This window comes from Streptomyces sp. SID3212, assembly GCF_009865405.1.
GTDB lineage: Bacteria > Actinomycetota > Actinomycetes > Streptomycetales > Streptomycetaceae > Streptomyces.
Map to the genome: position 1 here is coordinate 1 of NZ_WWJY01001052.1, position 25,930 is coordinate 25,930.

Genomic DNA, 25,930 nt, shown 5'->3' on the forward strand with positions numbered 1-25,930 from the left:
CCGGGGAGCTGGCCGACCCCGAGGAGCAGGGCGCCGTACGGCTCACGCTGGCCGACATCCTGCTGCGCCGCGGCGAGCGGGCGGAGGAGACGGCGGGGCACGCGCTCGACGCGGCGCACTGGTTCGACCAGGCCGGGCTCGGCGCGGCCGGAGGAGCCACGGCACGGCTCGTCCTGGCCAGGGCGTACGGCGCGGCCGGGCGCACCGCCGAGGCCGCCGAGGTCCTCCAGTCGGCCCTGCCCGACCTGCTGGAGCACGGCGATCACGTCGCCGTCCAGGCCCGCGAGACCCTGGGCAACCTGCTGCGGGACCTGCGCGACCCCCGTGGGGCGTCCGAGCAGTACCTGCTGGCCGCCGAGACCGCGAAGGGCTGGGACGACCCCGGAGCGCAGGCGCACTTCGCGCAGCTCGCCGCCGAGGGGCTGGCCGCCTCCGGCCTGCGCACCGAGGCGGAGACGGCGTACGGCCGGGCGCTGGAGCTATGGCGGCGGACCGGTGACAACCCGGTGGCCGAGGTGCGGGTGCTGCGCTCACTGGCCTGGCTGATGGTCCAGGACAACAGCGTCTCCGTGACCACGACGGTGCCCCGCGCGCGGAAGCTGATGGAAGAGGCGGCGGACGTCCTGGACGGCGCCGAGGAACCGGGACTGCGCTACGAACGCGCGCAGACCTGGCAGCAGCTCGCCGACCTGGTGATGGAGCAGCTCTACGACTACGACTACGACGGCGCGGACGAGGAGGACAGCATCGACGAGGGGCAGGCGGACAGCGAGACGCCGGAAGCGCCCACCGCCGCCGACACGGCCGTACAGCACGAGGCGATAGCCCTGTGGGAGCGTGCCGCGGCCCTCTACGCCGGACTGGGTCAGGATGCCCTGGACTCCCGCGTCCAGTGCCTGACCCGCGCGGCCTGGAGCGAACGTGCCCTTGACCGGCAGGACGCGGCCCTGGCCCGCCTGACCGCCCTCCGGGACGAACTGGCCGCACAGGAAGGGGAGACGGCGCGCGCTCTGGTGGCCGAGGTGGAGACGACCATCGGTCACATGCGCTGACCGCTGACCGGTGCCGGGTTTCGCCCTACTGACCGAACGCGGACAGACCGGTCCGGAGGTCGTCCAGGTTCATGACGGGCTGGAGAGACACCTTGGCACCGGTGTGGAACAGCGGCTCCACGGTGGGCGGGATCTCGGAGGCGTCCTTCATGTCGAAGACGAGCAGAAAGGAACGGTCACCTTCGCGGTCCATGAAGTAGGCCGCCTCGGGTTCGAGTTGTTCGACAACGCCCTCGATGATCTTGGGCAGCGTCCCGTCGGAGACGGCCTGGTTCGCCATCGCGGTGTCCAGTCGTGCGGTCATCATCATCCTCATGACGCTCCACCCTCTCGGCGGACCGCGCCTGGCACCCTGTGCCTGCGCACGAGGGACAAGCCCCGGGCGCGCTCAGTCCCACCCTCCCCCGGGGCGACAACGCCCGCAACACAGGGGGCGGCGGCACGCGCGACGCGGACCGTAGGCTCGGCTCCATGAGTTTGCGCCTGAGCACAGTGATTCTGCCGATCCACCGCTGGACCGAAGGACGGGAGGTGTGGCGGCGCGCCGAGGAGCTGGGCTTCGACGCCGCCTACACCTACGACCACCTGTCGTGGCGGGTGCCGTTCCGGGACGGCCCGTGGTTCGGCGCGGTCCCCACCCTGACGGCCGCCGCCACCGCCACCTCGCGGATGCGCCTGGGCACGCTGGTGACCTCGCCGAACTTCCGGCATCCGGTGCCCTTCGCCAAGGACCTGCTCTCGCTCGACGACGTGTCGGAGGGCCGGATCACCCTGGGCGTCGGCGCGGGCGGTACGGGCTTCGACGCCACGGTGCTGGGGCAGGAGCCGTGGTCGCCCCGGGAGCGGGCCGACCGGTTCGCCGAGTTCGTGGCGCTGCTGGACCGGCTGCTGTCCGAGGACTCCGTGACGTACGACGGCACCTTCTACTCCGCGTCCGAGGCGCGGGACATCCCGGGGTGTGTGCAGCGCCCCCGGCTGCCGTTCGCGGTGGCCGCGACCGGTCCGCGGGGGATGAAACTCGCGGCGAGGTACGGGCAGGCGTGGGTCACGACGGGCGATCCGAAGCTCTACGAGACGGGGACGCCGGAGGAGTCGCGTGACGCGATTCGCGGGCAGGTCGACCGGCTGGGCGAGGCCTGCGCGGAGATCGGCCGGGAGGTGGCCGGGGTGGAGAAGATCCTGCTCACCGGCTTCACCCCGGACCGGACCGGGCCGCTGCAATCCGTCGACGCCTTCGTGGACTTCGCGGGCAGGCACGCCGAGATCGGGATCACCGAGATCGTGATCCACCAGCCCGTCCCCGACACGGACTTCGCCGTGGACCCACGGGTGTTCGAGCGGATCGCCACGGAGGCGCCGGCGCAGCTCGGCCGGTAGTCGCGGCGTGGGGCGCGCCCGCTAGCCGGGGAGGCGGAGGAAGCGGGGCGGTACGGAGTCGGTGAGCCAGACTCCGTTCGCGCTCACGTGGAAGACCAGGCCGGCGCGGTGCATGGCCCCCGCGTCCACCGCCAGCACGACGGGCCGGCCACGGCGGGCGCCGACCCGGGTGGCCGTCTCCCGGTCGGCCGAGAGGTGGACGTGATGGCGGCGCATGCGGCGCAGCCCCTCGGCGCGGATCGCCTCCAGGCTGTGGGGAGCGGTGCCGTGGTAGAGGTACGCGGGCGGCTCGGCCGGCGCCAGTTCCAGGTCGACGGCGACGGTGTGGCCCTGGTTGGCCCGGATCCGGTCGCCGTCGACCGTGAAGCGCCGCTTGTCGTTGACGGCCACCGCGTGGTCCAGATCCGCGCGGCTCATCCGGAAGCCGTGCGCGGCAGCGGCGTGGAGCAGGTCGTCGATCGCCACCCAGCCGTTCGGGTCGAGGGTGATGCCGATCCGCTCGGGCTGGTGGCGCAGGTGTTTCGAGAGGTACTTGGACACCTTCACGGTGCGTCGTTCATCGGATGTTCCGGTCATCCGAACAGCGTGCCGGTCGACCGGTCCGTCGCGCCAATCATTTGAACCCTTTTCGATCCACAGGTTTGATCCACAGCCAACTCGACTTATCCACAGGCAATTTGGCGATGCTGTGGACAACGAGGGGGCCGTTTAACCTATTTGGGGAATATCGCTGCTTTGTCGCGTGGTTGGGGCGAGGGCGTCCAAGGTCCGTGTCTGGAGCTCCCGTTCGGTGGCCGCCGTGACAAAGGCCGCCACGTTCGCCGCGCCAACCAGCGCCTCCACGGCCTGGACCGTGGTGACGGGCAGAGCCACCTCCCCGGTCTCGACAGGCTCCGGAGACGCTCCCTCCCTCGCGAGCCGCCGCCCGAGGTGGCGGCGGTCGGCGATCTGCTCGACCCGACCGCGAAGTTCCCTGAGGGGGCCGGACATCGCAGGGAGCGGGACACCGGCCGCGTACAACTCGGCCGCCACGGACAGCTCCTGGGGACTCGGCACCAGGAAGAGGTCGTCGCGCCCGGGAATCCTTTCCAGGACGCCGAGTTCCAGCGCCTCGGCGACCGCCCGGTCGTCCGGTTCGCCACCGAACCGCTCGTCCAGCTCCGCCCGCGAGATCCTGGCCGCCTCCCCGTCCGTCCACGGTCCGTCCACCTCGGCGACCAGCCCCAGCACCCCGCCCAGACCGCGCCCCGTGTCCCACGCCTCCCGCAACTCCTTGATGGCGGCCAGCGAATAGCCCCGGCCCAGCAGGTCGGCGATCTGCCGCAGCCGGGCGAGGTGCGTCTCCCCGTACACGTTGGCCCGCCCGCGCCGCTCGGGCCGGGGCAGCAGCCCGCGGTCCAGGTAGCCGCGGATCGTACGGACCGTGGCGCCGCTCGCCCGCGCCAGCCCCTCTATCCGGTACTCCGCGCTCACGCCTCCTTCCCCGGAGCCGCCCGCCCCGCCCCGGCGGCCGCACGGGCCGCGGGCGAGGACGCGAGATAGGCGACGGCCAGGCCCAGCGACCCCTCCTTCGAGGGGTGGTAGGACCGCCGGAGGTAGCGGGGTACCGCGGCGGCGAGTTCACGCCACGGGGGCAACAGCCCCTTCCTGACCCCCCTGGTGTGCGCGAGCGGCGTGTAACGCAGCCGGCCCGCGAGCTGCGGATCGTGCCGGATCAGATAGGTGGCCCCCCGGGTCCACAGCCACAGCAACGCGGGCGCGGTGACCGCCATCGTCCCCACCCTGCGTATGTACCGCAGAGGTTCGGGGCCCCCGCAGTGCTGGTACATGTCGAACGCCACCGCCCGGTGCTCGACCTCCTCCGCGCCGTGCCAGCGCAACAGGTCCAGCATCGTCCCGTCGGCACCGGCCCGGTCCAGCGCGTCCGCGCGCAGGATCCAGTCGCCGAGCACCGCCGTGAACTGCTCTATCGCGGCGACGAACGCCAGCCGGTAGAGCAGCCATCTCCCGGCGGGGAACGGGATGCCCCAGGGGGGCCGCTCACCGAGCAGCCGGTCGAAGAGGTGGTCCACCTGGCGGGTGTACGCCGCTGTGTCCAGCTTCTGTTCGGCGAGGTGGTCGAGCACGTAGGAGTGCTGCACGCTGTGCGTGGCCTCCTGGCCCATGAAGCCCTTGACGTCCTGGAGCAGTCGCGGATCGGTGACCAGGGGCAGAGCCTCCTTGAAGACCCGGACGAACCACCGCTCCCCCGCCGGCAGCAACAGGTGCAGGACGTTGATGACATGGGTGGCCGTCGGTTCGTCCGGTATCCAGTGCAGCGGAGTCCGCCGCCAGTCGAACGACACCCGGCGAGGCACGATCGCGTACTGCTCCCCGGGCCCCCCGCGCTCCCCGGAGGCCCCGGAGTCCTCCGACTTCTCCTGCCTCTCGTTGCCGTCGGCCTTCACAGCGGCGGCTCCACCCGTGCGACCGCGCGCAGCGCCCCGGACGCGACCCGGGACAGGAACAGTCCCCCACGGGCCTCCGGGGTGACCGGCACCACGGCCTGGTTACGGACCACCGCGCGGAGCACCGCGTCCGCGACCTTCTCCGGCGGGTAGTCGCGCAGCCCGTACAACCGGGCCGCCTTCTTCCTGCGCCGCGACTCCTCCTCGGCGGAGACACCCGTGAAACGCGCGGTCGAGGTGATCCCGGTGTTGACGAAGCCGGGGCAGATCGCGGAGACGCCGATCCCCTGCGCACTCAACTCCGCCCGCAGGCATTCGCTGAGCATCAGGACCGCCGCCTTGGACGTGCAGTACGCGGACAGCGCCTTCGAGGGCTGGTAGGCGGCGGCGGACGCGGTGTTGACGATGTGGCCACCCTGTCCGCGCTCCACCATCTGGCGGCCGAAGAGCCGGCAGCCGTGGAGAACGCCCCAGAGGTTGACGTCCAGGACCTGCTTCCAGTCCTCGGCCGAGGTGTCGAGGAAGGGCCCCGACAGCCCTGTCCCGGCGTTGTTCACCAGGACGTCGACGACCCCGTACTCCGTGGCGACCCTCGCGGCGAGCTTCTCCATCGCCTCGCCGTCGCTCACGTCGGTCCGCTCCGCCCAGGCCTCCGGCGCACCGATCAGCCGGGCCAGTTCCGCCGTCCTGGCGGCCCCTTCGGCGTCCCGGTCGACCGCCACCACCCGTGCGCCCGCCTCGGCGAACGCGAAAGCCGTGGCTCTGCCGATCCCGCCCGCCGCGCCCGTGACCAGCACGAGCCGACCGCCGAAGCGCCGCCCGTACAACCCGGCCGCTCTGGCCGACGGGGCCGGCCGGACCGCCGAAGCCGCGGGCGCCTCCCGGACCGTCCCGACCGCCGTGGCCCCGTCCGGCCGCCCGCCTCCCTCCCGGTCCTCGTGCCGTGCGACGAACTCACCGATCCAGGAGGCCAGCTCAGCGGGACGCGTGCGCGGCACCCAGTGCTTGCCGGGCAGCGAGCGCCGTACGAGATCCGGGGCCCACCGGTCCAGATCGTCGTAGAGCCGCTCCGACAGGAAGACGTCGTCGGTCGGTGTGATCAGCTGGACGGGTACGTGCGCGTAGGCGTGCGTACGGGGCCTGCGCAGCCGGGCCCGCACGTTGTCCCGGTAGAGCCAGGCACCGTGCGCCGCGTCCTGGGGAAGCGAGGCCGTCGGGTACGGAGTCGCTCCCTCGGGCCCCTGCTCCATCCGCCGCAGGATCGCGGGCCACCGCCGGCCGAGAGGCCCGCGCCAGGCCAGCTCCGGCAGCGCGGGCGTGTGCAGGGCGTACACGTACCAGGACTTGGCACCCTGACCCAGGAGTTGAGCGGCACCCCGGGGGGTGGGCCGGGACGCCCGCTGTGCGATCCAGTGCCCCAGGTGGTCCAGGGACGGTCCCGATATCGAGGTGAACGACGCGATGCGGCCCTCCGTCCGTGCCACGGTCACGAACTCCCAGGACTGCACGGAACCCCAGTCGTGCCCGACCAGATGGACCGGCCGGCCGGGGCTCACCGCGTCGGCCACCGCCAGGAAGTCGTCCGTGAGCTTCTCCAGCGTGAAACCGCCGCGCAGCGGAACCGGCGCCGTCGACCCGCCGTGCCCCCGCACGTCGTACAGCACCACATGGAAGTCCTCCGCGAGCCGTACGGCGACCTCCGACCAGACCTCCTTGCTGTCCGGATAGCCGTGGACGAGCACGACCGTCGGCCGCGCCGCGTCGCCCGACTCGGCCACGCTCAGCTCGATCCCGCCGGTCCTGACCCGCCGCTCACGCACGTCCCCGAGCCTGCCCGTACTCGTACCGTCGTTACTCAAGCCGCTGTCACTCGTACCGTTGTCACCCATGCCGCCGTCGCTCATACCGTCGTCTCCCAGCGCCGCACGTGCGGCAGATCGTCGTCCAGCCAGAACGCGCTCTGTTCCGGATCGGCCGAGTCGGTGACCACCAGGATCTCCTCGAACTTCGCCCCCGTACCGCGGAATCCGAGGTGGGGTTCGACCGCCCACATCCCCGGGGCCGGCGGATGGTCCGAGAAGCCGTACGGGCTCCACAGCGGCGACCAGCCCTCCCGGTGCCCGCGCACGGCGTCGCTCGCCAGCCCCTTGAGCGCCTGCGTGCCGAAGCCGAACACACGCGGGGACCAACGGCGTTCCTCGACCCGGTCCACCGTGTGGGCGATGACGCCGAACGGATACGCCCGATGACGATTGGCGTACCCCTGCTCGACCATCAGCCGGTCCACGTCCTGATAGATCGCGCGCAGCGTGCGCCGCTCCCGCACCTCGCGCAGGATCAGCTCACGGTGCGCCCGAAGATCATCGAGGAGCTTGTCGTGCAGACCGTTCTCACCGATCCGCCCCGAGAAACCGACGTCCGCCGAGAACCCGCGGTACACCGGCGCCAGATCGAGGATGAACGGCATCCCCTCCTCCAGCCGGCGCCCGGTGGGGAAGAACTGGAGCGGTATCCGGAAGCCGGTGAACGCCGTGCGGTCCCCGAACCACGCGAAGGGCAGGTGGAACCAGTCCCGGACACCCCGGACCTCCAGCCACCGCCGCAGCATCCGCGCGGCCTCGCGCTCGGTCACCCCCGGCCGCAGCCGCGCCGCCACCTCCTCCGCGCACGCGTACCCCAGACGCTGCGTCCGCCGGAATCCTTCCAGCTCGGCGACCGATCCGCCGATCGAGCGCCCCCGGCCCCGCTCCCGCACCCGTCCTCGCCCCCGCCCGTGCTCCCGCACCCGCACCCCATCCCACGTCGCTGTGTGTGTTCGGAAAGTGACACTCCCGAATGTGACAATCCCCGGCGGCCACGTCAAGGCCGTGGGGTTACCTGTGGAAACCGGTCGGCGAGCCGGGGTGGAGGCGCCGTGCGGCCCGCCCGACCCGCACGCCCTTACGGGTTCCGTACATCTCGAGGGGGAGGCCGATCCAGCCGTCAGGTCTGACGACCCCTGTGGCCCGCGCCACTACCTTCGGAGTGTGACTGTGATCGCGACTGAAGGTCTGAGCAAAAGGTTCCCTCGGGTAACCGCGCTTGACCGGCTCTCCCTGGACATCGGACCCGGCGTGACCGGCCTGGTGGGCGCCAACGGAGCCGGCAAGTCCACCATGATCAAGATCCTGCTGGGTCTGTCCCCCGCCACGGAAGGCCGGGCCGCGGTGCTCGGGCTCGACGTCGCCACCAGTGGCGCCGCCATCCGGGAGCGCGTCGGGTACATGCCCGAGCACGACTGCCTGCCACCGGACGTCTCGGCCACCGAGTTCGTCGTCCACATGGCGCGCATGTCCGGACTCCCCCCGACGGCGGCCCGCGAGCGCACGGCGGACACGCTGCGCCATGTCGGCCTCTACGAGGAGCGGTACCGCCCCATCGGCGGCTACTCGACCGGCATGAAGCAGCGCGTCAAGCTCGCGCAGGCCTTGGTCCACGACCCCCAACTCGTCCTCCTGGACGAGCCCACCAACGGCCTCGACCCGGTCGGCCGGGACGAGATGCTCGGCCTGATCCGCCGGGTCTACAGCGACTTCGGCATCTCCGTCCTGGTGACCTCGCACCTCCTGGGCGAGCTCGAACGCACCTGTGACCACGTGGTCGTCATCGACGGCGGGAAGCTGCTGCGCTCCAGCTCCACCAGCGACTTCACCCAGATCACCACGACCCTCGCCGTCGAGGTCACCGACACGGACACCCACCCCGACGGCACGCGGACCCTCCGCGAGCACCTCACCTCGGCGGGGCTGACGCTCCACGCGGGCATGGAGGAGGGGCTGCCCGGGGCCGGGCACATCCTGCTGATCGAGGCCGCGGGGGAGGAGACGTACGACGTCGTCCGCGACACCGTCGCCGAACTCGGGCTCGGCCTCGTACGGATGGAACAGCGCCGCCACCACATCGCGGAGGTCTTCCGCCCCCAGGCTTCCGGAACAGCGGACCCCGCTGGGACGGACCCCGCCGGGACGGACCCGGCCGGGACTCAACCTGCCGCACACGCGGGAGCCACCGTTCCCGCGACAGCCGCCACCGCCGACGAGCAGTACGCACTCCAGAAGGGAGGAGACGGAGATGAGCGCTGAGACCGAAGCCCCCGCCGGCACCCCCCTGGGGGCCGACACCACCCGTATCCACAACATCGGCTACCGCAACTACGAAGGCGCCCGGCTGGGCCGCGCGTACGCCCGCCGCTCCCTCTACTCGCAGTCCCTGCGGGGCTCGTACGGCCTCGGTCGCTCGGCCAAGTCCAAGGTCCTGCCCATGATCCTCTTCGCGGTGATGTGCCTGCCCGCCGGGATCATCGTGGCGGTCGCCATCGCGACCAACCTGAAGAGCCTGCCGCTCGACTACACACGCTACGCGATCTTCACCCAGGCCGTCATCGGCCTCTACCTCGCGTCGCAGGCCCCCCAGTCCGTCTCCCGCGACCTGCGGTTCAAGACGGTCCCCCTTTACTTCTCACGCCCCATCGAGCGCGTGGACTACGTCCTCGCCAAGTACGGCGCGATGTCCTCGGCGCTCTTCGTCCTGACCGCGTCGCCGCTCGTCATCCTCTACGCGGGTTCCCTGCTCGCGAAGATGGACTTCGCCGACCAGACCAAGGGATTCGGACAGGGGCTGGTATCGGTGGCGCTGCTCTCCCTCCTCTTCGGCGGACTCGGCCTGGTGATGGCCGCGTTCACCCCGCGCCGCGGGTTCGGCGTCGCCGCCGTGATCGCGACCCTGACCATCACGTACGGCGCCGTCAGCACGGTCCAGGGCATCGCCGTCGGGACGGGCTCGGACGGCGCGGCCAAGTGGCTCGGCCTCTTCTCGCCGGTCACACTCATCGACGGCGTACAGACCGCGTTCCTGGGCGCCTCCTCCAGCTTCCCCGGCGGCGTGGGCCCCTCGGCCGGCCTCGGCGTGCTCTACCTGCTGGTCGTCCTCGCGCTCATCGCCGGCTCGTACGCCGTCCTCATGCGCCGTTACCGGAAGGTCGGGCTGTGACCACCATCAACATCGAGCACGCCTCCCGCTGGTTCGGGAACGTGGTCGCCGTCAACGACGTGACCATGACCGTCGGCCCCGGCGTGACCGGACTGCTCGGCCCCAACGGCGCCGGGAAGTCCACCCTCATCAACATGATGGGTGGTTTCCTCGCCCCCTCCACGGGAACGGTCACGCTCGACGGAGCGCCGATCTGGCGCAACGAGTCCGTGTACCGGCAGATCGGGATCGTGCCCGAGCGCGAGGCGATGTACGACTTCCTCACCGGCCTCGAATTTGTCGTCGCCAACGCCGAACTGCACGGCCTGGGCGCGAAAGCCGCCCACACCGCGCTCGCCACGGTCGAGATGGAGTACGCGCAGGACCGCAAGATCGCGACGTACAGCAAGGGCATGCGCCAGCGCGTGAAAATGGCGTCCGCGCTGGTCCACGACCCGTCGGTGCTGCTGCTCGACGAGCCGTTCAACGGCATGGACCCGCGCCAGCGCATGCAGCTCATGGATCTGCTGCGGCGTATGGGCGCCACCGGCCGTACCGTCCTCTTCTCCTCCCACATCCTCGAAGAGGTCGAGCAACTCGCCTCGCACATCGAGGTGATCGTGGCGGGACGGCACGCCGCGAGCGGTGACTTCCGCAAGATCCGCCGGCTGATGACCGACCGGCCGCACCGCTATCTCGTACGGTCCAGCGACGACCGCGCGCTCGCCGCCGCGCTGATCTCCGACCCGTCGACGGCCGGCATCGAGGTGGACCTCGCCGAGGGCGCGCTGCGCATCCAGGCGGTCGACTTCAGCCGCTTCACCGCACTGCTGCCGCGGGTCGCCCGTGAGCACTCCATCCGGCTGCTCACGGTCTCGCCCTCGGACGAATCCCTCGAGTCGGTCTTCTCCTACCTCGTAACGGCCTGAGCGCCCAGAAAGGAGCTGTGACGTCATGTACGACCCCACAGTCGCCCGGCTCACCTACCGGGCCCTGCTCGGCCGGCGCCGGGCCGCGATCCTCTTCGTCCTGCCCGCCCTGCTGATCGTCATCGCGATCGCCGTCCGCGCCTTCAGCGGTGCGGACGACCAGGTCGCGTCGGACGTGCTGGGCGGCTTCGCCATCGCCACGATGGTGCCGCTGATCGGCGTCATCGCGGGTACGGGAGCGATCGGCCCGGAGATCGACGACGGCTCGATCGTCTACCTGCTGGCCAAGCCGCTCAAGCGGCCCACGATCATCTTCACCAAGCTGATCGTGGCGATCGCCGTGACCATGGCCTTCTCCGCCGTCCCCACGTTCATCGCGGGCTACATCCTGAACGGCAACGGCCAGCAGATCGCCGTCGCCTACACCGTGGCCGCGCTCGTCGCGTCGATCGCGTACAGCGCGCTGTTCCTGCTGCTCGGTACGGTCAGCCGGCACGCGGTGGTGATCGGCCTGGTCTACGCGCTGGTCTGGGAGACCCTCTTCGGCAGCCTCGTGGCGGGCGCCCGCACGCTGAGCGTCCAGCAGTGGGCGCTGGCACTCGCGCAGAAGATCGGCGGCGACGGCATCATCACCTCGGACGTGACACTGCCGACGGCGGTGGCGCTCCTGGCGGTCGTCACGGTGGCCGCGACCTGGTACGCGGGTCAGAAGCTCCGGACGCTGACGCTGGCGGGCGACGAATAGCCGAAGCGGACGACCCGAATCAGACGACTCGAATCGAGCGGACCGCCGCGTGTGACGCAACCCCTGCCCGATAGGCGGGGGTTGCGGCGTAACTGTACGCTTATCGGCTCGTTGTCCAGGTTGCGTGGAGGCAACTGGAGTTCGTGACGTCGAGCGTTCGTGAATCTGAGGATTGCCGGTGAAGGGTCGACAGCCCCGCCGGTCATTGAGTGAGTAGCACCGTGAGCCGACCTCCGCCCCTGAAGCCCGGGGAGAGGGCCGACCATCATCGGTTTCACGAACGGAAGGCATCTCCATGCCATCGGAAGTCGCCTTGCTCGAATCGCGCACCATGCGCGCCGAGCACCTGGGGCGGGTCGACGCCCTCGACAAGGTCAAGGCCCTTGTCATGCTCCCGGATGGAATTCACATCCGCACAGAGGACGCGTCCCGGTACTTCGAAGTATCCACAGACGTCATCAGGCAGTTGACGGCACGGCACCGGGCGGAGCTGACCGAGAACGGGATGCGCGTGCTTCGAGGCTCTGACCTGCGAAGCTTTCATAGTGACAACATGTCACTCTCATCGGGGGGTGGCGGAAGTTATCCACAGAGGCGCTCCAGCCTGACCCTCTACAGCCGCCGTTCCGTCCTCAACATCGCGATGCTGCTTCGCGACAGCGACATCGCCCGGTGCGTCCGTACGTACCTCCTCGACGCCGAAGAGGGCTGGCGCGAGGGGTACGTGTCCCTGGACCGGCGCCTCACCAACGTCGAGGCCTGCCTCGGCGGAGTCGGCGTCGCCCTCCAGGAACTGGGTCCCGTCCTGAACCGGATGTCCATCCGGCTCGACAACCTGGACCGGCGACTGGACGCCACCAACAAGGTGGTGGCGGCGATGAGCCACCGGCTGTGCGCCATGTCCGACGACATCAAGCGCATCGACGGCAGGGTGGACGACGTCGTGCACGAGCTGAGGGATCTGCGCCGCGGCCGTAGGCGCCGCTGATCCGGTAGGAGGCCCGTGCCTGTCCGTCCGGGCGGACGTCCGTCCCTCGGGCGGCAGGCACGGGCCGCCGTACCGTACGTACCGCTCACCGCGTCGCGTACCGCGTGCTTCGTGCCGCCCGTAATTCGGTGGCGTCGAACCGGCCTACCGGGCACAGTGGTCGGTGTTGGAGCACCACCACAGGACCGGGAGAGGAGCGCGGCGATGACGGGGAGTTGCAGTCCGTCGAGTTCCCACCAGGGCAGCGTCGCGCAGGCTCCGGAGTAGCCATCATCTGCTCCGCGTAGCCGCCGACACACCGCCCGGGGCGGCCGCTTCGAGCGCGCACACGCGCGGGCCGCCCTTCCCGGAGGATTGGCCGAGTGGTAAGGCAGCGGCTTGCTAAGCCGTCGTCGGGGCACACACCCCCCGCGCGCGTTCGATCCGCGCATCCTCCGCGCAAGGGCCAGGAAAGCCATGCACCCACAAGGCACCCCGGACCTACGAAGTCTCAGCCCTGAAGCAGCAGCTTCTCCAGCACCACCGCGATGCCGTCGTCCTCGTTCGACGCCGTGACCTCGTCGGCCACGGCCTTCAACTCCTGGTGCGCGTTGGCCATCGCCACGCCGTGCCGCGCCCAGCCGAACATCGGGATGTCGTTCGGCATGTCTCCGAACGCGATCGTGTCCGCCGCCTTCACGCCCAGCCGGCGCGCCGCCAGCGATAGCCCTGTGGCCTTGCTCAGCCCCAGCGGCAGGATCTCCACCACACCGGCGCCCGCCATCACCACCGCGACCATGTCACCGACCGCCGCCCGCGCGACCCGCGTCAACTCGTCGTCGTCCAGGACGGGATGCTGGATGTACACCTTGTTCAGCGGCGCCGAGAACATCCTCACCGGATCGTCCTCGGACACCGATGCGAGCGGCCCCTCGTGCACCCGGTAGCCGGGGCCGAACAGCACCTCGCCGTCCAGGCCGTCCTGGCTCACGGCCAGCGCCAGCGGGCCGACCTCCGCCTCGATCTTGGCCAGCGCCGCTCCGGCCACCTGCCGGTCCAGCGTCACCGACGTCAACAGCCTGTGCTCACCCGCGTGATAGACCTGCGCGCCCTGACCGCACACCGCCAGACCGTCGTACCCGAGGTCGTCGAGGATGCGCCGGGTCCACGGTACGGCGCGCCCCGTCACGATGATGTGAGCGGCGCCCGCCGCGGTCACTGCGGCGAGCGCTTCACGGGTGCGGGGGGAGACTGTGGAATCCTCACGCAGCAGCGTGCCGTCGAGGTCGGTCGCCACAAGCTTGTACGGGAACGGCGCCCCCGTACCGGCGGAGTCGCCGGCCGAGGAGGCCGAAGAAGCCGAGGAAGCCGAAGCGGCGGCGGCGTCGCTCACTTGGCGATCGGCTCCAGGACCTCACGCCCGCCCAGGTACGGACGGAGCACCTCGGGCACCCACACGGAACCGTCCGCCTGCTGGTGGTTCTCCAGCAGCGCCACGATCGTGCGCGGTACGGCGCACAGCGTGCCGTTCAGCGTCGACAGCGGCTTGACCTGCTTGCCGTCCCGCATCCGGATGGACAGCCGGCGGGCCTGGAAGCCGTCACAGTTGGACGCCGACGTCAACTCGCGGTACTTGCCCTGCGTCGGGATCCACGCCTCGCAGTCGAACTTCCGCGAAGCGGAGGCACCCAGATCACCCGAGGCCACGTCGATCACCTGGAACGGCAGTCCGAGAGCGCTCAGCCACTGCTTCTCCCAGTCCAGCAGCCGCTGGTGCTCGGCCTCCGCCTCCGCCGGGTCGACGTACGAGAACATCTCGACCTTGTCGAACTGGTGGACCCGGAAGATGCCCCGCGTGTCCTTGCCGTACGTCCCCGCCTCGCGGCGGAAGCACGGCGAGAAGCCCGCGTAGCGCAGCGGCAGCTTGCCGGCCTCGATGATCTCGTCCATGTGGTACGCGGCGAGCGGGACCTCCGACGTACCGACCAGGTAGTAGTCGTCCTTCTCCAGGTGGTACACGTTCTCCGCGGCCTGGCCGAGGAAGCCCGTGCCCTCCATCGCGCGCGGGCGGACCAGCGCGGGTGTGAGCATCGGGACGAGGCCGGCCTCGGTGGCCTGGGCGATCGACGCGTTCACCAGCGCGAGCTCCAGCAGCGCGCCGATCCCCGTCAGGTAGTAGAAGCGCGAGCCGGACACCTTGGCGCCCCGCTCGACGTCGATGGCGCCCAGCGACTCGCCCAGCTCCAGGTGGTCCTTGGGCTCGAAGCCCTCCGCGGCGAAGTCGCGGATCGTGCCGTGCGTCTCCAGGACGACGAAGTCCTCCTCGCCGCCCACCGGGACGTCGGGGTGCACCACGTTGCCCAGCTGGAGCAGCAGCCGCTTGGCCTCGTCGTCGGCCTCGTGCTGCGCGACGTCGGCCGCCTTGACGTCGGACTTGAGCTGCTCGGCCTTCCTGAGCAGCTCGGCCTTCTCCTCGGGCGAGGCCTTGGGGATCAGCTTGCCGAGCGACTTCTGCTCGGAGCGCAGCTCGTCGAAGCGGAGGCCGGACGACCTGCGCCGCTCATCGGCGGAGAGCAGGGCGTCGACGAGCGCGACGTCCTCTCCACGGGCGCGCTGGGAGGCGCGGACACGGTCGGGGTCCTCACGGAGCAGGCGAAGGTCAATCACCCCACAAGGCTACCGGTGCGCACCGACACCACCCCACTCGATATCGGCACGCGTGTCTCTTTGTCCTGCTTGCCGGAATTGTGCAAATTGGGAAAGTTGTGAAACGCGCGCATCCGTGAAGGAGAGGCTGACCCTGGAGGGTATTCGCCTCACGTCAATGAAAGTGATCCAATTCCCCGGAAAGGGGCAGTCGGGCCTCGCCGCCTTGACTCACCGTCCTTGTGGGGAAGGGGACTTGGGGGCGGCGACCGCGTTGAGTTGTCCACAGTGGGCTGTGTGTTACCGGCAAAGTTATCCACAGGCTGTGTGGGAGTTCTGTGGATGGTGGAAGCGATCATTCCGGGGTCTGCGTGCGGGGCGAAGAATTCCCCGCTCAAACCCACTTCACACACTCATTCGGGTGGGAATGGCTCACTCTGACGAGTTGGTCGCTGGAATTGGGGTGACACGGGCGACCTGGCGCCCTGTGGACGGGAGTGGGGCGACTGGGGTGATTTGTCGACTGTGCCGGGTTGGGTTATCGACTTGTCCCCAGGTCGAGAAGCAAGCCTGTGGATAACTTTGGTCTGCATCCACAGGCTGGCAAGGATGCGCAGGCCCGAGACGTACGCGTGCCGTGCGGAGGTGTACCGCGTGCACGTGCGCTGGGTTACGTGAGCCGGTCGCGGCCTCCGCGCTCAGGTCCGGCCGTCCTGGCTGCGCGCCAGCCAGTCCGCCGCCTCGATGAACTCGGCGTCCGAGGTGCCGGCCCGCAACTGCCCCGCGTCGGCCGCCGACACCCCCGCCCGGGGGTACGACCCCAGGAAGCGCACCTTGGGGCAGATCCGCTTGAGCCCCATCAGCGCCTCCCCCACCCGCCGGTCCGAAATGTGCCCCTCGGCGTCCACGGCGAAGCAGTAGTTACCGATGCCCGCGCCCGTCGGCCGCGACTGGATGAGCATCAGGTTGACCCCTCGTACCGCGAACTCCTGGAGCAGTTCGAGCAGTGCGCCGGGGCGGTCGTCGCCCAGCCAGATGACAACCGAGGTCTTGTCGGCCCCGGTGGGCGACGCGGGCCGCGCGGGCCGGCCCACGAGCACGAACCGGGTCTCGGCGTTCTCCGCGTCGTGGATCTCGGTGACCAGCGGCGTCAGCCCGTACGTCGCCGCCGCGAACTCACCGGCGAACGCCGCGTCGAACCGCCCCTCCTGCACCAGCCGCGCGCCGTCCGCGTTCGACGCCGCCGACTCCCAGAGCGCGTCCGGCAGATGGGTCCGCAGCCAGTTGCGCACCTGGGGCTGCGCGACCGGATGACCGGTCACCGTCTTCACCGCGGAGAGCTCCGTGCCGGGCCGTACGAGCAGCGCGAAGGTGATCGGGAGCAGCACCTCGCGGTAGATCATCAGCGGTTCGCCGGAGGCGAGTTCGTCGAGCGTGGCGGTGACTCCGCCCTCGACCGAGTTCTCGATCGGTACGAGTGCGGCCGCGGCGTCCCCGTTCCGTACGGCGTCGAGGGCAGCCGGTACGGACACCATCGGGATCAGCTCGCGCGTGGCGGCTTCCGGGAGCGTGCGGAGGGCTGCCTCGGTGAAGGTGCCTTCGGGGCCGAGATACGTGTAGCGCGTGGCCGACATACAGTCACCCTAATAGGCCGGTGGAGGTGCCCGCCCCGGGATCACGCCCCTGAGCGCTACCCGTACGGCGCCCAAGACTTGGGCCTGGGCCTAGGCCTCCAGGAGGCGCTGGCCCACGTACTCGCCCTCGCGTGCCCCGCCCGGCACCGCGAACAGCCCGCTCGCCTCGTGGCGAATGTACGCCGAAAGCGCGTCGCCGCGGTCGAGCTTGCGTTGCACGGGTACGAATCCCTTGAGCGGATCGGCCTGCCAGCAGACGAAGAGCAGCCCCGCGTCCGGCGTTCCGTCCGGGCCGATCCCGTCGTGGAAGGAGAAGGGGCGGCGCAGCATCGCGGCTCCGCCGTTCGCCTCGGGGGCGGAGATGCGCGCGTGTGCGTTGCCGGGGATGACGAGCTTGCCGTCGGGTCCGACGGTGTCGAGGGCGGGCTCGGTGTTCTCCGTCCCGCCGGTGAGGGGCGCGCCGTCGGCCTTGCGGCGGCCGATGACCAGCTCCTGTTTGTGGAGGGAGAGTTGTTCCCAGTCGTCGAGGAGCATGCGGATGCGCCGTACGACGGCGTAGGAGCCGCCCGCCATCCAGGCGGTGTCCTCGGAGGACGTGGTGTCGGCCGCGGGGGTGGCCGGCACGAAGACGCGCCGGTCGAAGTCGGGCTCGGACGGTTTGGGGTTGGCGGTGCCGTCGAGTTGGCCCATGAGGTTGCGGGCCGTCATGGGGTGCGGGGTCGCGCCGGGGGTGCGGTTGAAGCCGTTCATCTGCCACCGGACCCGGGCGGCGGAGCCCGCGTCCTTCTGGAGTGTGCGCAGCGCGTGGAAGGCGACCAGCGCGTCGTTGGCGCCGATCTGGATCCAGAGGTCGCCGTCGCTGCGCCTGCTGTCGAGGTGGTCGGAGGAGAACGGGGGGAGCGGGTCGAGCGCGGAGGGCCGGCGGCCGGTCAGGTTCGTACGGTCGAAGAAGGTACGGCCGAAGCCGAAGGTGACGGTGAGGGAGGACGGGCCGGCGTCGAGGGCGACGCCGGTGTCGTGGCCGGCTGCCGGTTCCCCGGCCATCAGTGCCCGGGCCGAAGCGGACCAGCGGCGCAGCAGGGCGCTCGCTTCCTTGCGTCCCGCTCCTGGCGCCAGGTCGAAGGCTACGAGGTGGCCCCGCGCGTGCAGCGGGGTGGTGATGCCGGGCTGGTGGGCGCCGTGGAAGGCGACGGTGTCCGTGCCGACGGTGGTCAGCGCGGTGACCGGGGCGGGCTCGCTGCGACCGGCGGCGGAGGCCGCGGCTCCGCCTGCGGCGCCGAGCGCCAGTCCGGCGGCTCCGACGGCGCCCGCGGTGCCGAGGAGGCGGCGGCGGGAGACGCCGTCCGGGCGGTCCTGTTCCTCCCGGTCGTTCAGCTCGTCTCGGCCGTTCCGGTCGTTCCGGTCGTTCCGGGCGAGGTTGTTCTGCCTGGTGTCGCTCACGGGGTCAGCCGATCTTCACGTTCTTGTCGACGGTGGTCTGGTCGATGTCGGAGGTCCGCACGGTCACCTGGAGCTTCCAGTCGCCCGGCATCGGGATCTGTACCCCGTCCGCGCTCCAGTGCCCGGCGGCGAACCGCTCGGGGACGATCGGCAGCGGCCCGATCTTCTGCGAGGTCAGGGTGAAGGCCACCTTCACCTCGGGCACGTCGAGGGGCTGACCGTCCGGCCCGTCTATGTAGAGGTGCATCAGGTTGGCGCCGGACGTGCCGGGGTCGAGGGTCACCTGGACCGTTCCCTTGCCGTTCTGGCCGCCGGTGTCGAAGGGCAGGGTGACGTCGACGGGTTCGGCGGTCGCGGACGCGCTGGCGGAGGCGCCTGTCCGGTTCGCTTCCTCTTCGGCGGTCCGGCCGGGCTCGGTCGACGTCAGTACGGTCGTGACGGCGAGGAGTACGACGGCGACGCCGGCCTCGGCCAGGACGGAACGGCGGAGTCCGGAGCGTTCGGTGTCGGCGTCGCGCAGTCGCTTTTGGCGTGCTGTCGCCATCGCGGCTTGCTGGCGGGCGAGCTGGGCAACTCTATGAGTATCGCCGACCGCGGTTGTGCTCGCGGCGACGGTCTCGGACCGGGTCCCCTGTCCGGTCGAGGTCTCCGACCCCGACGCGCTTTCCGCTCCGCTCTCGGCCGCCGCTCCGGCACCGGCCAGGACCGCAGCCCCAGACCCGCTCCCGGATCCCGTCCCCGCTGCGGCCTCAGCCCCCGCACCTGCCTCTGTCTCCGCGCTTGTCGCCGCGTCTGTCCCGGCCTCCGTCGATGCCTCTGTCGGCACCGGCGTCGGCTCTCCCAGCCGTGCGGTCCACCGCCGGGAGAAGAAGGCGATGGCGACCAGGACGGCGACCAGCCCGACCTTCACCAGGAGGAGTTGCCCGTATGACGTGTCCCCGAGCGCCGACCACGACCCGACCTGCCGCCAGGACTGGTAGAGCCCGGTCGCGGCGAGTACGACAACGCTGACGAACGCGGTGCGCGAGAAGCGCCGTACCGCAGCGGCCTCGATGGAGGGCGCCCGGTACAGCGCGACGAGCAGTGCTGTCAGCCCGCCGAGCCAGGTCGCCACCGCCAGCAGGTGCAGGACGTCCACCGGCATGGCGAGACCGGCCTGGATCCCGGTCGACGCGTGCTCGGAGAGCGCCCAGGTGGCGGCGATGCCGGACGCGACGACCACGCCGCCGACGGTGAGTCCGAAGGTGAGGTCCTTCTTCTCCTTCGCCTCGTCCTCGTTCGTGGGCGTTTCCCGGCGGGCGTACGCGCCGAAGAGGACGGCCACGAAGAGCGCGGCGGCGCCGAGGAGGAGCAGACGGGAGACGAGGGCGGTGCCGGACTTGGTGGTGAGGACGGCCCGCAGTCCGCCCAGGTCGAAGGCGTCGGCCAGTTCGCCCGAGCCGGTGTAGGGGGTGCGGAGCAGGAGGAGGACGAGCGTGGCGGCGGTGAGGGCGATCCAGCCCTGGACGACGAGCCGTTGCAGCGGCCGGACGGACGCGCCGCGCGGCCAGCTGCCGAGGACGAAGGCCGAGCCACCGACGAGGAGGATGAAACCGGCGTACGAGACGTAGCGCGCGACGTCGTAGAGGAAGCCGACCAGGCCGCCGCCGGCCTTCTCGGCGGGCAGGGTGGCCTCGGTCTTCGAGGGGGCGCCGATGGAGAAGGTGAAGGCGCCCGAGACGGGGTGGCTGTCGGCCGAGACGGCCTGCCAGGCGACGGTGTAGGTGCCGTCGGGCAGACCGGCGTGCAGGTCCACGGCGTAGCTGACGGTCTTGCCGCTGCTCAGGTTCCGGATCTTCTGGGTGTCGACCCGCTTGTTGCTCGGGTCGAGGACACGGATCGAGCTGTCGCTGAGGGCGACCTGCTCGGAGAAGGTGAGGGTGACGTCCTTGGGGGCGGTGGCGACCACCGCCCCGTCCTCGGGGGTGCTGCCGGTGAGTGCGGCATGCGCCGACGCCGTGCCGGACAGCACGGTGAAGACGGTGCCGAGCAGCACGGTGGCGACGAGCAGCAGTCGCACGAGCGGCGCGGCCGGTGCGGCTCCGAAGCGCGGGGCGGTGGTCGTCATGGTGTTCAGTCCCTCAGTTCTGGGCCGGGTTGTACGTGGTCTCCTTCACGGGAAGCTCGACCTTGATGGGGTCGGCCTTCTCGAAGTGCAGCTCGATGCCGATCTCCTGGCCTTGCTTCGGCTGCTGCTTGAGCTCGGCGAACATGATGTGGTTCCCGCCGCGTGCGAGATCCAGGGTGCCGCCCGCCGGGATGTCGAAGGACGTCACCTCCATCATTTTCTGGTCCTCGGTCTTGTGGATGGTGATGTTGTCGGAGAGGGCGCTGGTGACGGAGGTGAGTTTGTCGGCGGCTCCGCCGCTGTTGGTGACGACGAGGAAGCCCGCCGCGAGGTCACTGACCGGGCGTGGCATGTAGGCCCCGCTGACCTTCAGTTCGGGCGACTTCGAGGAGGTGGACGATCCGGACGAGCAGCCGACGAGTATCAACGCCAGTGCCAGGGCGGAGGTGAGACCACCGGCCACGACGAGACGCCGCGACGTGCGGGCGGCGGGCGCCGGCGCCGGGGCGGGGGCCGGTGCAGGGGCCGGGACGGGGGCGGCGGTGTCTCCCGTCACGGGTTCTCTCCCTTGATGATCTTCGGGAGGTCCTTGGCGTAGTCGTCCGAGGACGCGTCGTCGCCGTACAGGAGGTAGCCGGCGTCGGTCTTCGGTGAGAACGCGATGACCTGCGCTCCGTGCATGGAGACGACGGTGCCGTCCTTGTTCGTCGTGGCCGGGTCGATGCCGATGCCGATGCTGCGGGCGCCGGCCTGGATGGTCTTGAAGTCTCCGGTGAGCCCGACGAAGGAGGGGTCGCCGGCGGCGGGCAGCCACTTGGCGAGCGACGCGGGGGTGTCCCTGGCCGGGTCGGTGGTGACGAAGACGACCTGGAGCTTCGCCTGGTCCGCCTTGGGGAGGGACTTCTTGGCGATGGCGATGTTGCTCATCGTGGTCGGGCAGACGTCCGGGCAGTTGGTGTAGCCGAAGTAGATGAGCGTGGCCTTGCCCTTGGTCCGCTCGCGGAAGTCGTACGGCTTGCCCTTGGTGTCCGTGAGGACGAAGTCGGGCTTGGTGAAGGGCTGGTCGAGCACGGTCGCGGCCTTGTTCTTCGGCTGCATGGAGATGTCGGCGATCGGCTTGGCGGCGTCGCTGCCGCCGTCGCCGCCGCACGCGGTCAGGGTGAGTGCCGTCAGCACCGCGAGGGCGGCGGCGGTGGACACGGTCTTCTTACGCATGGGAGGTGTTTCCTGGTCGAGGGGTGCGGGATGCCGGTCCCGGGCACGCGGGTCCGTGAGGGCCTGGACGGTCGGTGGTCGGGCTGTGACGGCTCCGTCCGACGCGACTCCACCACGCCACCACGTCACCATGTCGTGGTGTTGTGACGTCGCGACATCACAGTCTCGCAAGGTCGCGACGTCACGGCTCCAAGGCGTCACAGCTCCGCGTGCCGCGGGTGACCGGCGGGTGCGGGGCCGGTCAGGCGGTGCGGCGGCGTCCGGCGAGGACGCCGAAGGCCACGCCCGCGACGCCGACGACGATGCCGACGATCCCGAGGACACGGGCGGTGGAGTCGCTGGTGTCGCCGGAGGCCGTCTCGGTCTTCGAGGTGTCGTGCGCCTCGCTGCCCTCGGCGGCGGGCTTGGCCGTGGCGTTGGAGGCCGGCGCGCCGTGCTCGTCCTCGGTGGCGGCGGTCAGCTGGAGGACGGGCGCCGGGTTCTCGGGCTCGGCCGCGCCTTCCTTCGGCTCCTCGATCCACCGGACGACGTCCTTGTTGGAGTACGTCTGGATGGCCTTGAACACCAACTGGTCGGTGTCCTCGGGCAGCTGGCTGAGGGAGACGGGGAAGAGCTGGAACTGGCCGGACGGGGTGCCGCCGCCGGCGGTCGCCGTCCAGGTGACCTTGGAGACCGCCTCGGTGATCTGGTTGCCGTGCAGCTCCAGCGGCTTGGCCAGCTTGGCCTTGGTGACGACGATCTTCCAGCCCGGGACGGGCTCCGGCATCACGGAGGCCAGCGGGTGGTCGGCGGGGATGTTCACCTCCAGCTGGGTGGTGTTGGCGTCGTCACGCTCGTTGGGGACCTTGAAGTTGACGATGGCCGAACCGCCCTTGGCGGCGACGCCGAGCGGCTGCACACTCACGTGCGCGGACGCCGGGCCCGCCAGCAGCAGGACGGCGGAGGCGGCGACACCGCCGGCCACGGTGACACGGGCGATGGTCGAACCGGAGAACTTCTTGGCTGGGAACACGGGAACACTCCACGGTGTGATGAGAAGTCAGTGATCGGGCGAGCGAGCTGATGCGATCGCGTGGGGAGGGCACGCGACGGCACGGCGACCACACCCCCGTGCCGAGCGGAGTGCGTCGCGTCAGGCGGCGAGAGCGAGGCCGGCCGGCGGCCCGCGCCTGATCACTGTGTGCTGGAGTGTCTCCCCCGCCGGTACCGGCGGGGGGCCGTACGAGGCACGCGGCAGGCGCGGGCCCGGATCGGGCGCACCGGGGAGTCCGGCACGCAGGGCCCGTACGAGAGAGAGGGCGGCGCGCAGGGAGCGCAGTTGAGCGTTCTCCCTGACCTCGCCGACGCCCCGCGCCGAGAGCCGGACGAGCCGGTGCAGCGCGAGGTCGCCGTGGCGCAGGAGCCAGCCGGTCACGAGCGCGGCCAGCAGGTGGCCGAGCACCATCGGGAGGGAGGGCAGCAGTCCGTCGGCGGACGCCATGGGGCCGACGTTCATGACCATGGCGTGGGCGCCGTGCGCGGCGGCCGTGCCGGTCGTTCCCGTGGCGCCGTGCCCGGTCAGGCTGATCCCGGCGTCGGCGACGATCCGCTGCGCGTCGACGGGGCTCAGCGAGACGGGGCCCGCGCCGCAGACCAGCTTGGCGGCCATCCTGATGAGCGCGTCGTTCGTGCCCGGTCCCGTGGGCACCACCATGTGCTGCTGCCCGAACCCGAAGAGGCTGTGCAGGGCGAGCTGTCCGCCCGTCAGGGCCGCGACGACGGTGGGGGTCGAGCGCGCGCGCCCGGCGAGCGGAGCGGCGACCGCGAAGACCCCCAGGAAGCCGAGGACCAGAGTCCACCAGGGGACGGGGGCGCAGGCGGCCAGGACGTGACCCGTCGCGGACAGCAGAACGCAGACCGCGGTGAACACCGCGGTCCTCAGCAGCCGTGGAGCGGCTGCGGCGCGAGCGACGTGATCGGACGACATGGCCGGGTCATCATCGCACTGCGCCCCGGGGCGGCGCAGGGCAGGTCCGGAAGGTCGTTCTCCGACCAGTTCGCGGGCCCGTCCGCCGCCATACACCGCGGTCCCCCGTCCACGCGTCCGCCGAACGGGGGCTAATGGGGGCTATCGGGGCCATCCGGTCGTCCGCGTGCTTACGGCACGCAGAGAGGGGCAATACGTATCGGTATGTCGAGCCGTGGCCGGGAGGCTGGAGCATGAGCATCTGGTGGTCTCTGCACCTGCGGCGCGAAGCCGCGAGCGTCCCGCTGGCCCGGCGCCTGTTCCTCGGCACGATGGAGACCGCGGGCGTCGACCCGGACGTCTCCTTCGACCTGTCCGTCGCGCTCAGCGAGGCCTGCGCCAACGCCGTGGAGCACGGGGGCGGCGAGGGGCCCGGCGAGGCGCCGGGGGCGTACCAGGTGACGGCCTATCTGGACGGCGAGAAGTGCCGTATCGAGGTGGCGGATTCGGGTCCGGGTTTCCCCGCGCGGCGGATGGTGCGCCGTACCACCCAGGTCGGCGGGGTCACAACCTCAACGGCGACCACGACCTCAACGGCGTCCGCGACCTCCACCGCCTCTGCCGGCCCCGTTCCCGGCCCCGTCCCCGCCGCCGTGCCGGCCGGGGTGACGGTGACCGTACCGGTGGCCCCGGCCCCCGCCCTGACCGCCGAGAGCGGCCGGGGTCTGTGTCTGATCGAGCAGCTGGCCGACCACGTGCACTTCCGCAACCGGCCGGGGCGCGGCGCGGTGGTCAGCTTCGACAAGATCCTCAAGTGGCGGGAGGGCGCCCTGCTCCGCGCCATGTGAGCACGGAGCAGGACGCCCTCCTGGTTCCGGTACGTGTCTCCACGTACCTTCACGTACCTGCCCGGCGCCTAGTTCTTCAGCGCCGCCATCCACGCCTCGACCTCGTCGGCCTGGCGCGGCAGTCCCGCGGACAGGTTCCGGTTCCCGTCCTCCGTCACGACGAGGTCGTCCTCGATCCTGACCCCGATCCCCCGGTACTCCTCCGGCACCGTCGTGTCGTCCGCCTGGAAGTACAGCCCCGGCTCGACGGTGAGGCACATCCCCGGCTCCAGCGTCCCGTCGGCGTACGCCTCGCGGCGCGCGGCCGCGCAGTCGTGGACGTCCAGGCCGAGCATGTGGCCGGTGCCGTGCAGGGTCCAGCGACGCTGGAGCCCCAGCTCCAGGACCTTCTCCACCGGCCCCTCCAACAGCCCCCATTCGACGAGCTTCTCGGCGAGCACGCGCTGCGAGGCGTCATGAAAGTCGTGGTACTTGGCGCCCGGCCTGACCGCCGCGATCCCGGCCTCCTGGGACTCGTACACCGCGTCGTAGATCTTCCGCTGGATCGCGCTGTAGCGGCCGCTGATCGGCAGCGTACGGGTGACATCGGCGGTGTAGAGGGTGTGCGTCTCCACGCCGGCGTCGAGGAGGAGCAGGTCGCCGGAGCGTACGGCTCCGTCATTGCGCACCCAGTGCAGGGTCGTGGCGTGCGGTCCGGCGGCGCAGATCGAGCCGTAGCCGATGTCGTTGCCCTCGACCCGGGCGCGCAGGAAGAACGTTCCCTCCAGGTAGCGCTCGCTCGTCGCCTCGGCCTTGTCGAGGACCTTCACGACGTCCTCGAAGCCGCGCACGGTCGAGTCGACGGCCTTCTGGAGCTCACCGATCTCGAACTCGTCCTTCACCGCGCGCGCCTCGGAGAGATGGACCCGCAGCTCCTCGTCGCGCTCCGCCGTGACCTTGTCGGTCAGCGCCGCCTCCACCGAGGCGTCGTGACCGCGCACGACCCGCACGGGCCCGGTGGCCTCCGCGAGTGTCGCGGTCACTTCGCGTACGTCCTTCGCGGGCAGGCCCAGCAGCTGCTCCGACTCGGCGAGGGAGTGCCGGCGGCCGACCCACAACTCGCCCTGGCCGTCCAGCCAGAACTCGCCGTTCTCCCGGTCGGAGCGCGGGAGCAGGTAGAGCGCCGCGTCGTGGCCGTCGTCCTGGGCGCCGTTCTTCCGCGGTTCCAGGACGAGGACGCCGTCGTGCGTCCGGTCGCCGGTGAGGTACGTGTACTCGGTACCGGCGCGGAAGGGGTACTCGGTGTCGTTCGACCGCGTCCTGAGGTTGCCCGCCGGGATCACCAGGCGCTCACCGGGGAAGCGCGCGGAGAGCGCGGCGCGGCGCGCGGCCGTGTGGGACGCCTGCGCGATCGGCTCCAGGCCGTGCAGCTCGGTGTCGGCCCAGCCGGACTTCATGTTTTCCGCGAGCTCGTCGGACACGCCGGAGTACAGACCGTTCTTCCGCTGTTTGATCGGCTTCTCTTCCGCTTCCGGGGTCTCCAGGGGGAGCTCCTCAGCCACGTCTTCTCCTCGACTCGAGTACGACTCTTC

Annotated in this window: 23 protein-coding genes, 1 tRNA gene and 1 pseudogene; 9 read left to right on the forward strand and 16 right to left on the reverse strand. The window is 70.8% G+C overall.

Features of this window, described 5'->3' with window-relative positions:
* A pseudogene (locus GT042_RS31245) lies at window positions 1-1,052 on the forward strand (hypothetical protein); the annotation flags it as partial.
* 25 nt (window positions 1,053-1,077) lie between these two features.
* On the opposite strand, the gene GT042_RS31250 reads toward GT042_RS31245, so the two are convergent.
* Window positions 1,078-1,356, reverse strand: a complete 279-nt coding sequence (locus GT042_RS31250) for a hypothetical protein (RefSeq protein ID WP_345943988.1) — start codon at window positions 1,354-1,356, stop codon at window positions 1,078-1,080.
* 167 nt (window positions 1,357-1,523) lie between these two features.
* Between GT042_RS31250 and GT042_RS31255 the strand changes: the two genes are divergently transcribed.
* Window positions 1,524-2,429 carry an LLM class flavin-dependent oxidoreductase gene (locus GT042_RS31255; RefSeq protein WP_161312058.1) on the forward strand — a complete coding sequence of 302 codons (906 nt, stop codon included), beginning with the start codon at window positions 1,524-1,526 and terminating at the stop codon, window positions 2,427-2,429.
* A 21-nt stretch (window positions 2,430-2,450) separates the two neighbouring features.
* Here the strand turns inward: GT042_RS31255 and GT042_RS31260 are convergent, their stop codons facing one another.
* The 5 genes from GT042_RS31260 to GT042_RS31280 all read right to left on the reverse strand — a co-directional run bounded on the left by GT042_RS31260 (window position 2,451) and on the right by GT042_RS31280 (window position 7,604).
* Entirely contained in the window at window positions 2,451-3,005 is a 555-nt protein-coding gene (locus tag GT042_RS31260) for an RNA 2'-phosphotransferase (RefSeq protein ID WP_161312059.1), read from the reverse strand.
* Window positions 3,006-3,137: 132 nt separating this feature from the next.
* Window positions 3,138-3,902: a MerR family transcriptional regulator gene (locus GT042_RS31265; RefSeq protein WP_161312060.1), complete on the reverse strand. Its 765-nt coding sequence runs from the start codon at window positions 3,900-3,902 to the stop codon at window positions 3,138-3,140.
* On the reverse strand, window positions 3,899-4,789 hold the full coding sequence (locus tag GT042_RS31270) for a metal-dependent hydrolase (RefSeq protein WP_161312090.1): 891 nt from the start codon (window positions 4,787-4,789) through the stop codon (window positions 3,899-3,901). The genes GT042_RS31265 and GT042_RS31270 overlap by 4 nt, the downstream gene beginning before the upstream one ends.
* 83 nt (window positions 4,790-4,872) lie before the next feature.
* Window positions 4,873-6,780, reverse strand: coding sequence for an SDR family oxidoreductase (locus GT042_RS31275; protein WP_237531381.1), 1,908 nt, complete (start codon window positions 6,778-6,780; stop codon window positions 4,873-4,875).
* Entirely contained in the window at window positions 6,777-7,604 is an 828-nt protein-coding gene (locus GT042_RS31280; RefSeq protein ID WP_161312092.1) for a M24 family metallopeptidase, read from the reverse strand. Before GT042_RS31280 ends, GT042_RS31275 begins: the two co-directional genes overlap by 4 nt.
* 304 nt (window positions 7,605-7,908) lie before the next feature.
* On the opposite strand from GT042_RS31280, the gene GT042_RS31285 reads away from it, so the two are divergent.
* The 6 genes from GT042_RS31285 to GT042_RS31310 all read left to right on the forward strand — a co-directional run bounded on the left by GT042_RS31285 (window position 7,909) and on the right by GT042_RS31310 (window position 12,982).
* Complete coding sequence (locus GT042_RS31285; protein WP_161312061.1) at window positions 7,909-8,997, forward strand: ABC transporter ATP-binding protein; 1,089 nt, start codon at window positions 7,909-7,911, stop codon at window positions 8,995-8,997.
* Window positions 8,987-9,904, forward strand: coding sequence for an ABC transporter permease (locus tag GT042_RS31290; RefSeq protein ID WP_161312062.1), 918 nt, complete (start codon window positions 8,987-8,989; stop codon window positions 9,902-9,904). Before GT042_RS31285 ends, GT042_RS31290 begins: the two co-directional genes overlap by 11 nt.
* Window positions 9,901-10,812 carry an ABC transporter ATP-binding protein gene (locus GT042_RS31295; RefSeq protein ID WP_161312063.1) on the forward strand — a complete coding sequence of 304 codons (912 nt, stop codon included), beginning with the start codon at window positions 9,901-9,903 and terminating at the stop codon, window positions 10,810-10,812. The genes GT042_RS31290 and GT042_RS31295 overlap by 4 nt, the downstream gene beginning before the upstream one ends.
* A gap of 25 nt (window positions 10,813-10,837) precedes the next feature.
* The gene (locus tag GT042_RS31300; protein WP_161312064.1) at window positions 10,838-11,557 is read left to right on the forward strand and encodes an ABC transporter permease subunit; all 720 of its coding nucleotides are present in this window, start codon (window positions 10,838-10,840) and stop codon (window positions 11,555-11,557) included.
* A 295-nt stretch (window positions 11,558-11,852) separates the two neighbouring features.
* Window positions 11,853-12,545, forward strand: a complete 693-nt coding sequence (locus GT042_RS31305) for a hypothetical protein (protein WP_161312065.1) — start codon at window positions 11,853-11,855, stop codon at window positions 12,543-12,545.
* A gap of 348 nt (window positions 12,546-12,893) precedes the next feature.
* Window positions 12,894-12,982 (forward strand) — tRNA-Ser (locus tag GT042_RS31310).
* A gap of 53 nt (window positions 12,983-13,035) precedes the next feature.
* On the opposite strand, the gene GT042_RS31315 is transcribed toward GT042_RS31310, so the two are convergent.
* The 9 genes from GT042_RS31315 to GT042_RS31355 form a co-directional block, all read right to left on the reverse strand.
* The gene (locus tag GT042_RS31315; RefSeq protein ID WP_345943991.1) at window positions 13,036-13,821 is read right to left on the reverse strand and encodes an HAD family hydrolase; all 786 of its coding nucleotides are present in this window, start codon (window positions 13,819-13,821) and stop codon (window positions 13,036-13,038) included.
* Window positions 13,822-13,913: 92 nt separating this feature from the next.
* Complete coding sequence (serS, locus tag GT042_RS31320; protein WP_161312067.1) at window positions 13,914-15,191, reverse strand: serine--tRNA ligase; 1,278 nt, start codon at window positions 15,189-15,191, stop codon at window positions 13,914-13,916.
* A 677-nt stretch (window positions 15,192-15,868) separates the two neighbouring features.
* Window positions 15,869-16,804, reverse strand: coding sequence for a prephenate dehydratase (gene pheA, locus GT042_RS31325; RefSeq protein ID WP_161312068.1), 936 nt, complete (start codon window positions 16,802-16,804; stop codon window positions 15,869-15,871).
* A 90-nt stretch (window positions 16,805-16,894) separates the two neighbouring features.
* Complete coding sequence (gene efeB / locus GT042_RS31330) at window positions 16,895-18,178, reverse strand: iron uptake transporter deferrochelatase/peroxidase subunit (RefSeq protein WP_202534296.1); 1,284 nt, start codon at window positions 18,176-18,178, stop codon at window positions 16,895-16,897.
* A gap of 70 nt (window positions 18,179-18,248) precedes the next feature.
* Window positions 18,249-20,351, reverse strand: a complete 2,103-nt coding sequence (locus tag GT042_RS31335) for a copper resistance protein CopC (RefSeq protein ID WP_161312070.1) — start codon at window positions 20,349-20,351, stop codon at window positions 18,249-18,251.
* A 13-nt stretch (window positions 20,352-20,364) separates the two neighbouring features.
* The gene (locus GT042_RS31340; RefSeq protein ID WP_202534298.1) at window positions 20,365-20,790 is read right to left on the reverse strand and encodes a copper chaperone PCu(A)C; all 426 of its coding nucleotides are present in this window, start codon (window positions 20,788-20,790) and stop codon (window positions 20,365-20,367) included.
* A 113-nt stretch (window positions 20,791-20,903) separates the two neighbouring features.
* Entirely contained in the window at window positions 20,904-21,566 is a 663-nt protein-coding gene (locus GT042_RS31345; RefSeq protein WP_161312071.1) for an SCO family protein, read from the reverse strand.
* Window positions 21,567-21,807: 241 nt separating this feature from the next.
* Window positions 21,808-22,578 carry a YcnI family protein gene (locus tag GT042_RS31350; protein ID WP_345943989.1) on the reverse strand — a complete coding sequence of 257 codons (771 nt, stop codon included), beginning with the start codon at window positions 22,576-22,578 and terminating at the stop codon, window positions 21,808-21,810.
* 120 nt (window positions 22,579-22,698) lie between these two features.
* Window positions 22,699-23,532 (reverse strand): hypothetical protein, encoded by an 834-nt coding sequence (locus GT042_RS31355; RefSeq protein ID WP_161312072.1) that lies wholly within the window; start codon window positions 23,530-23,532, stop codon window positions 22,699-22,701.
* Window positions 23,533-23,765: 233 nt separating this feature from the next.
* Between GT042_RS31355 and GT042_RS31360 the strand changes: the two genes are divergently transcribed.
* Window positions 23,766-24,359, forward strand: coding sequence for an ATP-binding protein (locus tag GT042_RS31360; RefSeq protein ID WP_161312073.1), 594 nt, complete (start codon window positions 23,766-23,768; stop codon window positions 24,357-24,359).
* Window positions 24,360-24,427: 68 nt separating this feature from the next.
* Here the strand turns inward: GT042_RS31360 and GT042_RS31365 are convergent, their stop codons facing one another.
* A complete protein-coding gene (locus GT042_RS31365) occupies window positions 24,428-25,900 on the reverse strand; it encodes an aminopeptidase P family protein (RefSeq protein WP_161312074.1) in 1,473 nt (490 codons plus the stop codon).
* Window positions 25,901-25,930 lie beyond the last annotated feature (30 nt).

Excerpts from the sequence above, each read along its gene's own strand:
- GT042_RS31290 (WP_161312062.1), top strand. The coding sequence starts at position 8,987 with ATGAGCGCTGAGACCGAAGCCCCCGCCGGCACCCCCCTGGGGGCCGAC.
- GT042_RS31250 (WP_345943988.1), bottom strand. The coding sequence starts at position 1,356 with ATGACCGCACGACTGGACACCGCGATGGCGAACCAGGCCGTCTCCGAC.
- GT042_RS31305 (WP_161312065.1), top strand. The coding sequence starts at position 11,853 with ATGCCATCGGAAGTCGCCTTGCTCGAATCGCGCACCATGCGCGCCGAG.
- GT042_RS31335 (WP_161312070.1), bottom strand. The coding sequence starts at position 20,351 with ATGACGACCACCGCCCCGCGCTTCGGAGCCGCACCGGCCGCGCCGCTC.
- GT042_RS31275 (WP_237531381.1), bottom strand. The coding sequence starts at position 6,780 with ATGAGCGACGGCGGCATGGGTGACAACGGTACGAGTGACAGCGGCTTG.
- pheA (WP_161312068.1), bottom strand. The coding sequence starts at position 16,804 with ATGTCGGCCACGCGCTACACGTATCTCGGCCCCGAAGGCACCTTCACC.
- GT042_RS31255 (WP_161312058.1), top strand. The coding sequence starts at position 1,524 with ATGAGTTTGCGCCTGAGCACAGTGATTCTGCCGATCCACCGCTGGACC.
- GT042_RS31300 (WP_161312064.1), top strand. The coding sequence starts at position 10,838 with ATGTACGACCCCACAGTCGCCCGGCTCACCTACCGGGCCCTGCTCGGC.
- GT042_RS31345 (WP_161312071.1), bottom strand. The coding sequence starts at position 21,566 with ATGCGTAAGAAGACCGTGTCCACCGCCGCCGCCCTCGCGGTGCTGACG.
- GT042_RS31355 (WP_161312072.1), bottom strand. The coding sequence starts at position 23,532 with ATGTCGTCCGATCACGTCGCTCGCGCCGCAGCCGCTCCACGGCTGCTG.
- GT042_RS31360 (WP_161312073.1), top strand. The coding sequence starts at position 23,766 with ATGAGCATCTGGTGGTCTCTGCACCTGCGGCGCGAAGCCGCGAGCGTC.
- GT042_RS31260 (WP_161312059.1), bottom strand. The coding sequence starts at position 3,005 with ATGACCGGAACATCCGATGAACGACGCACCGTGAAGGTGTCCAAGTAC.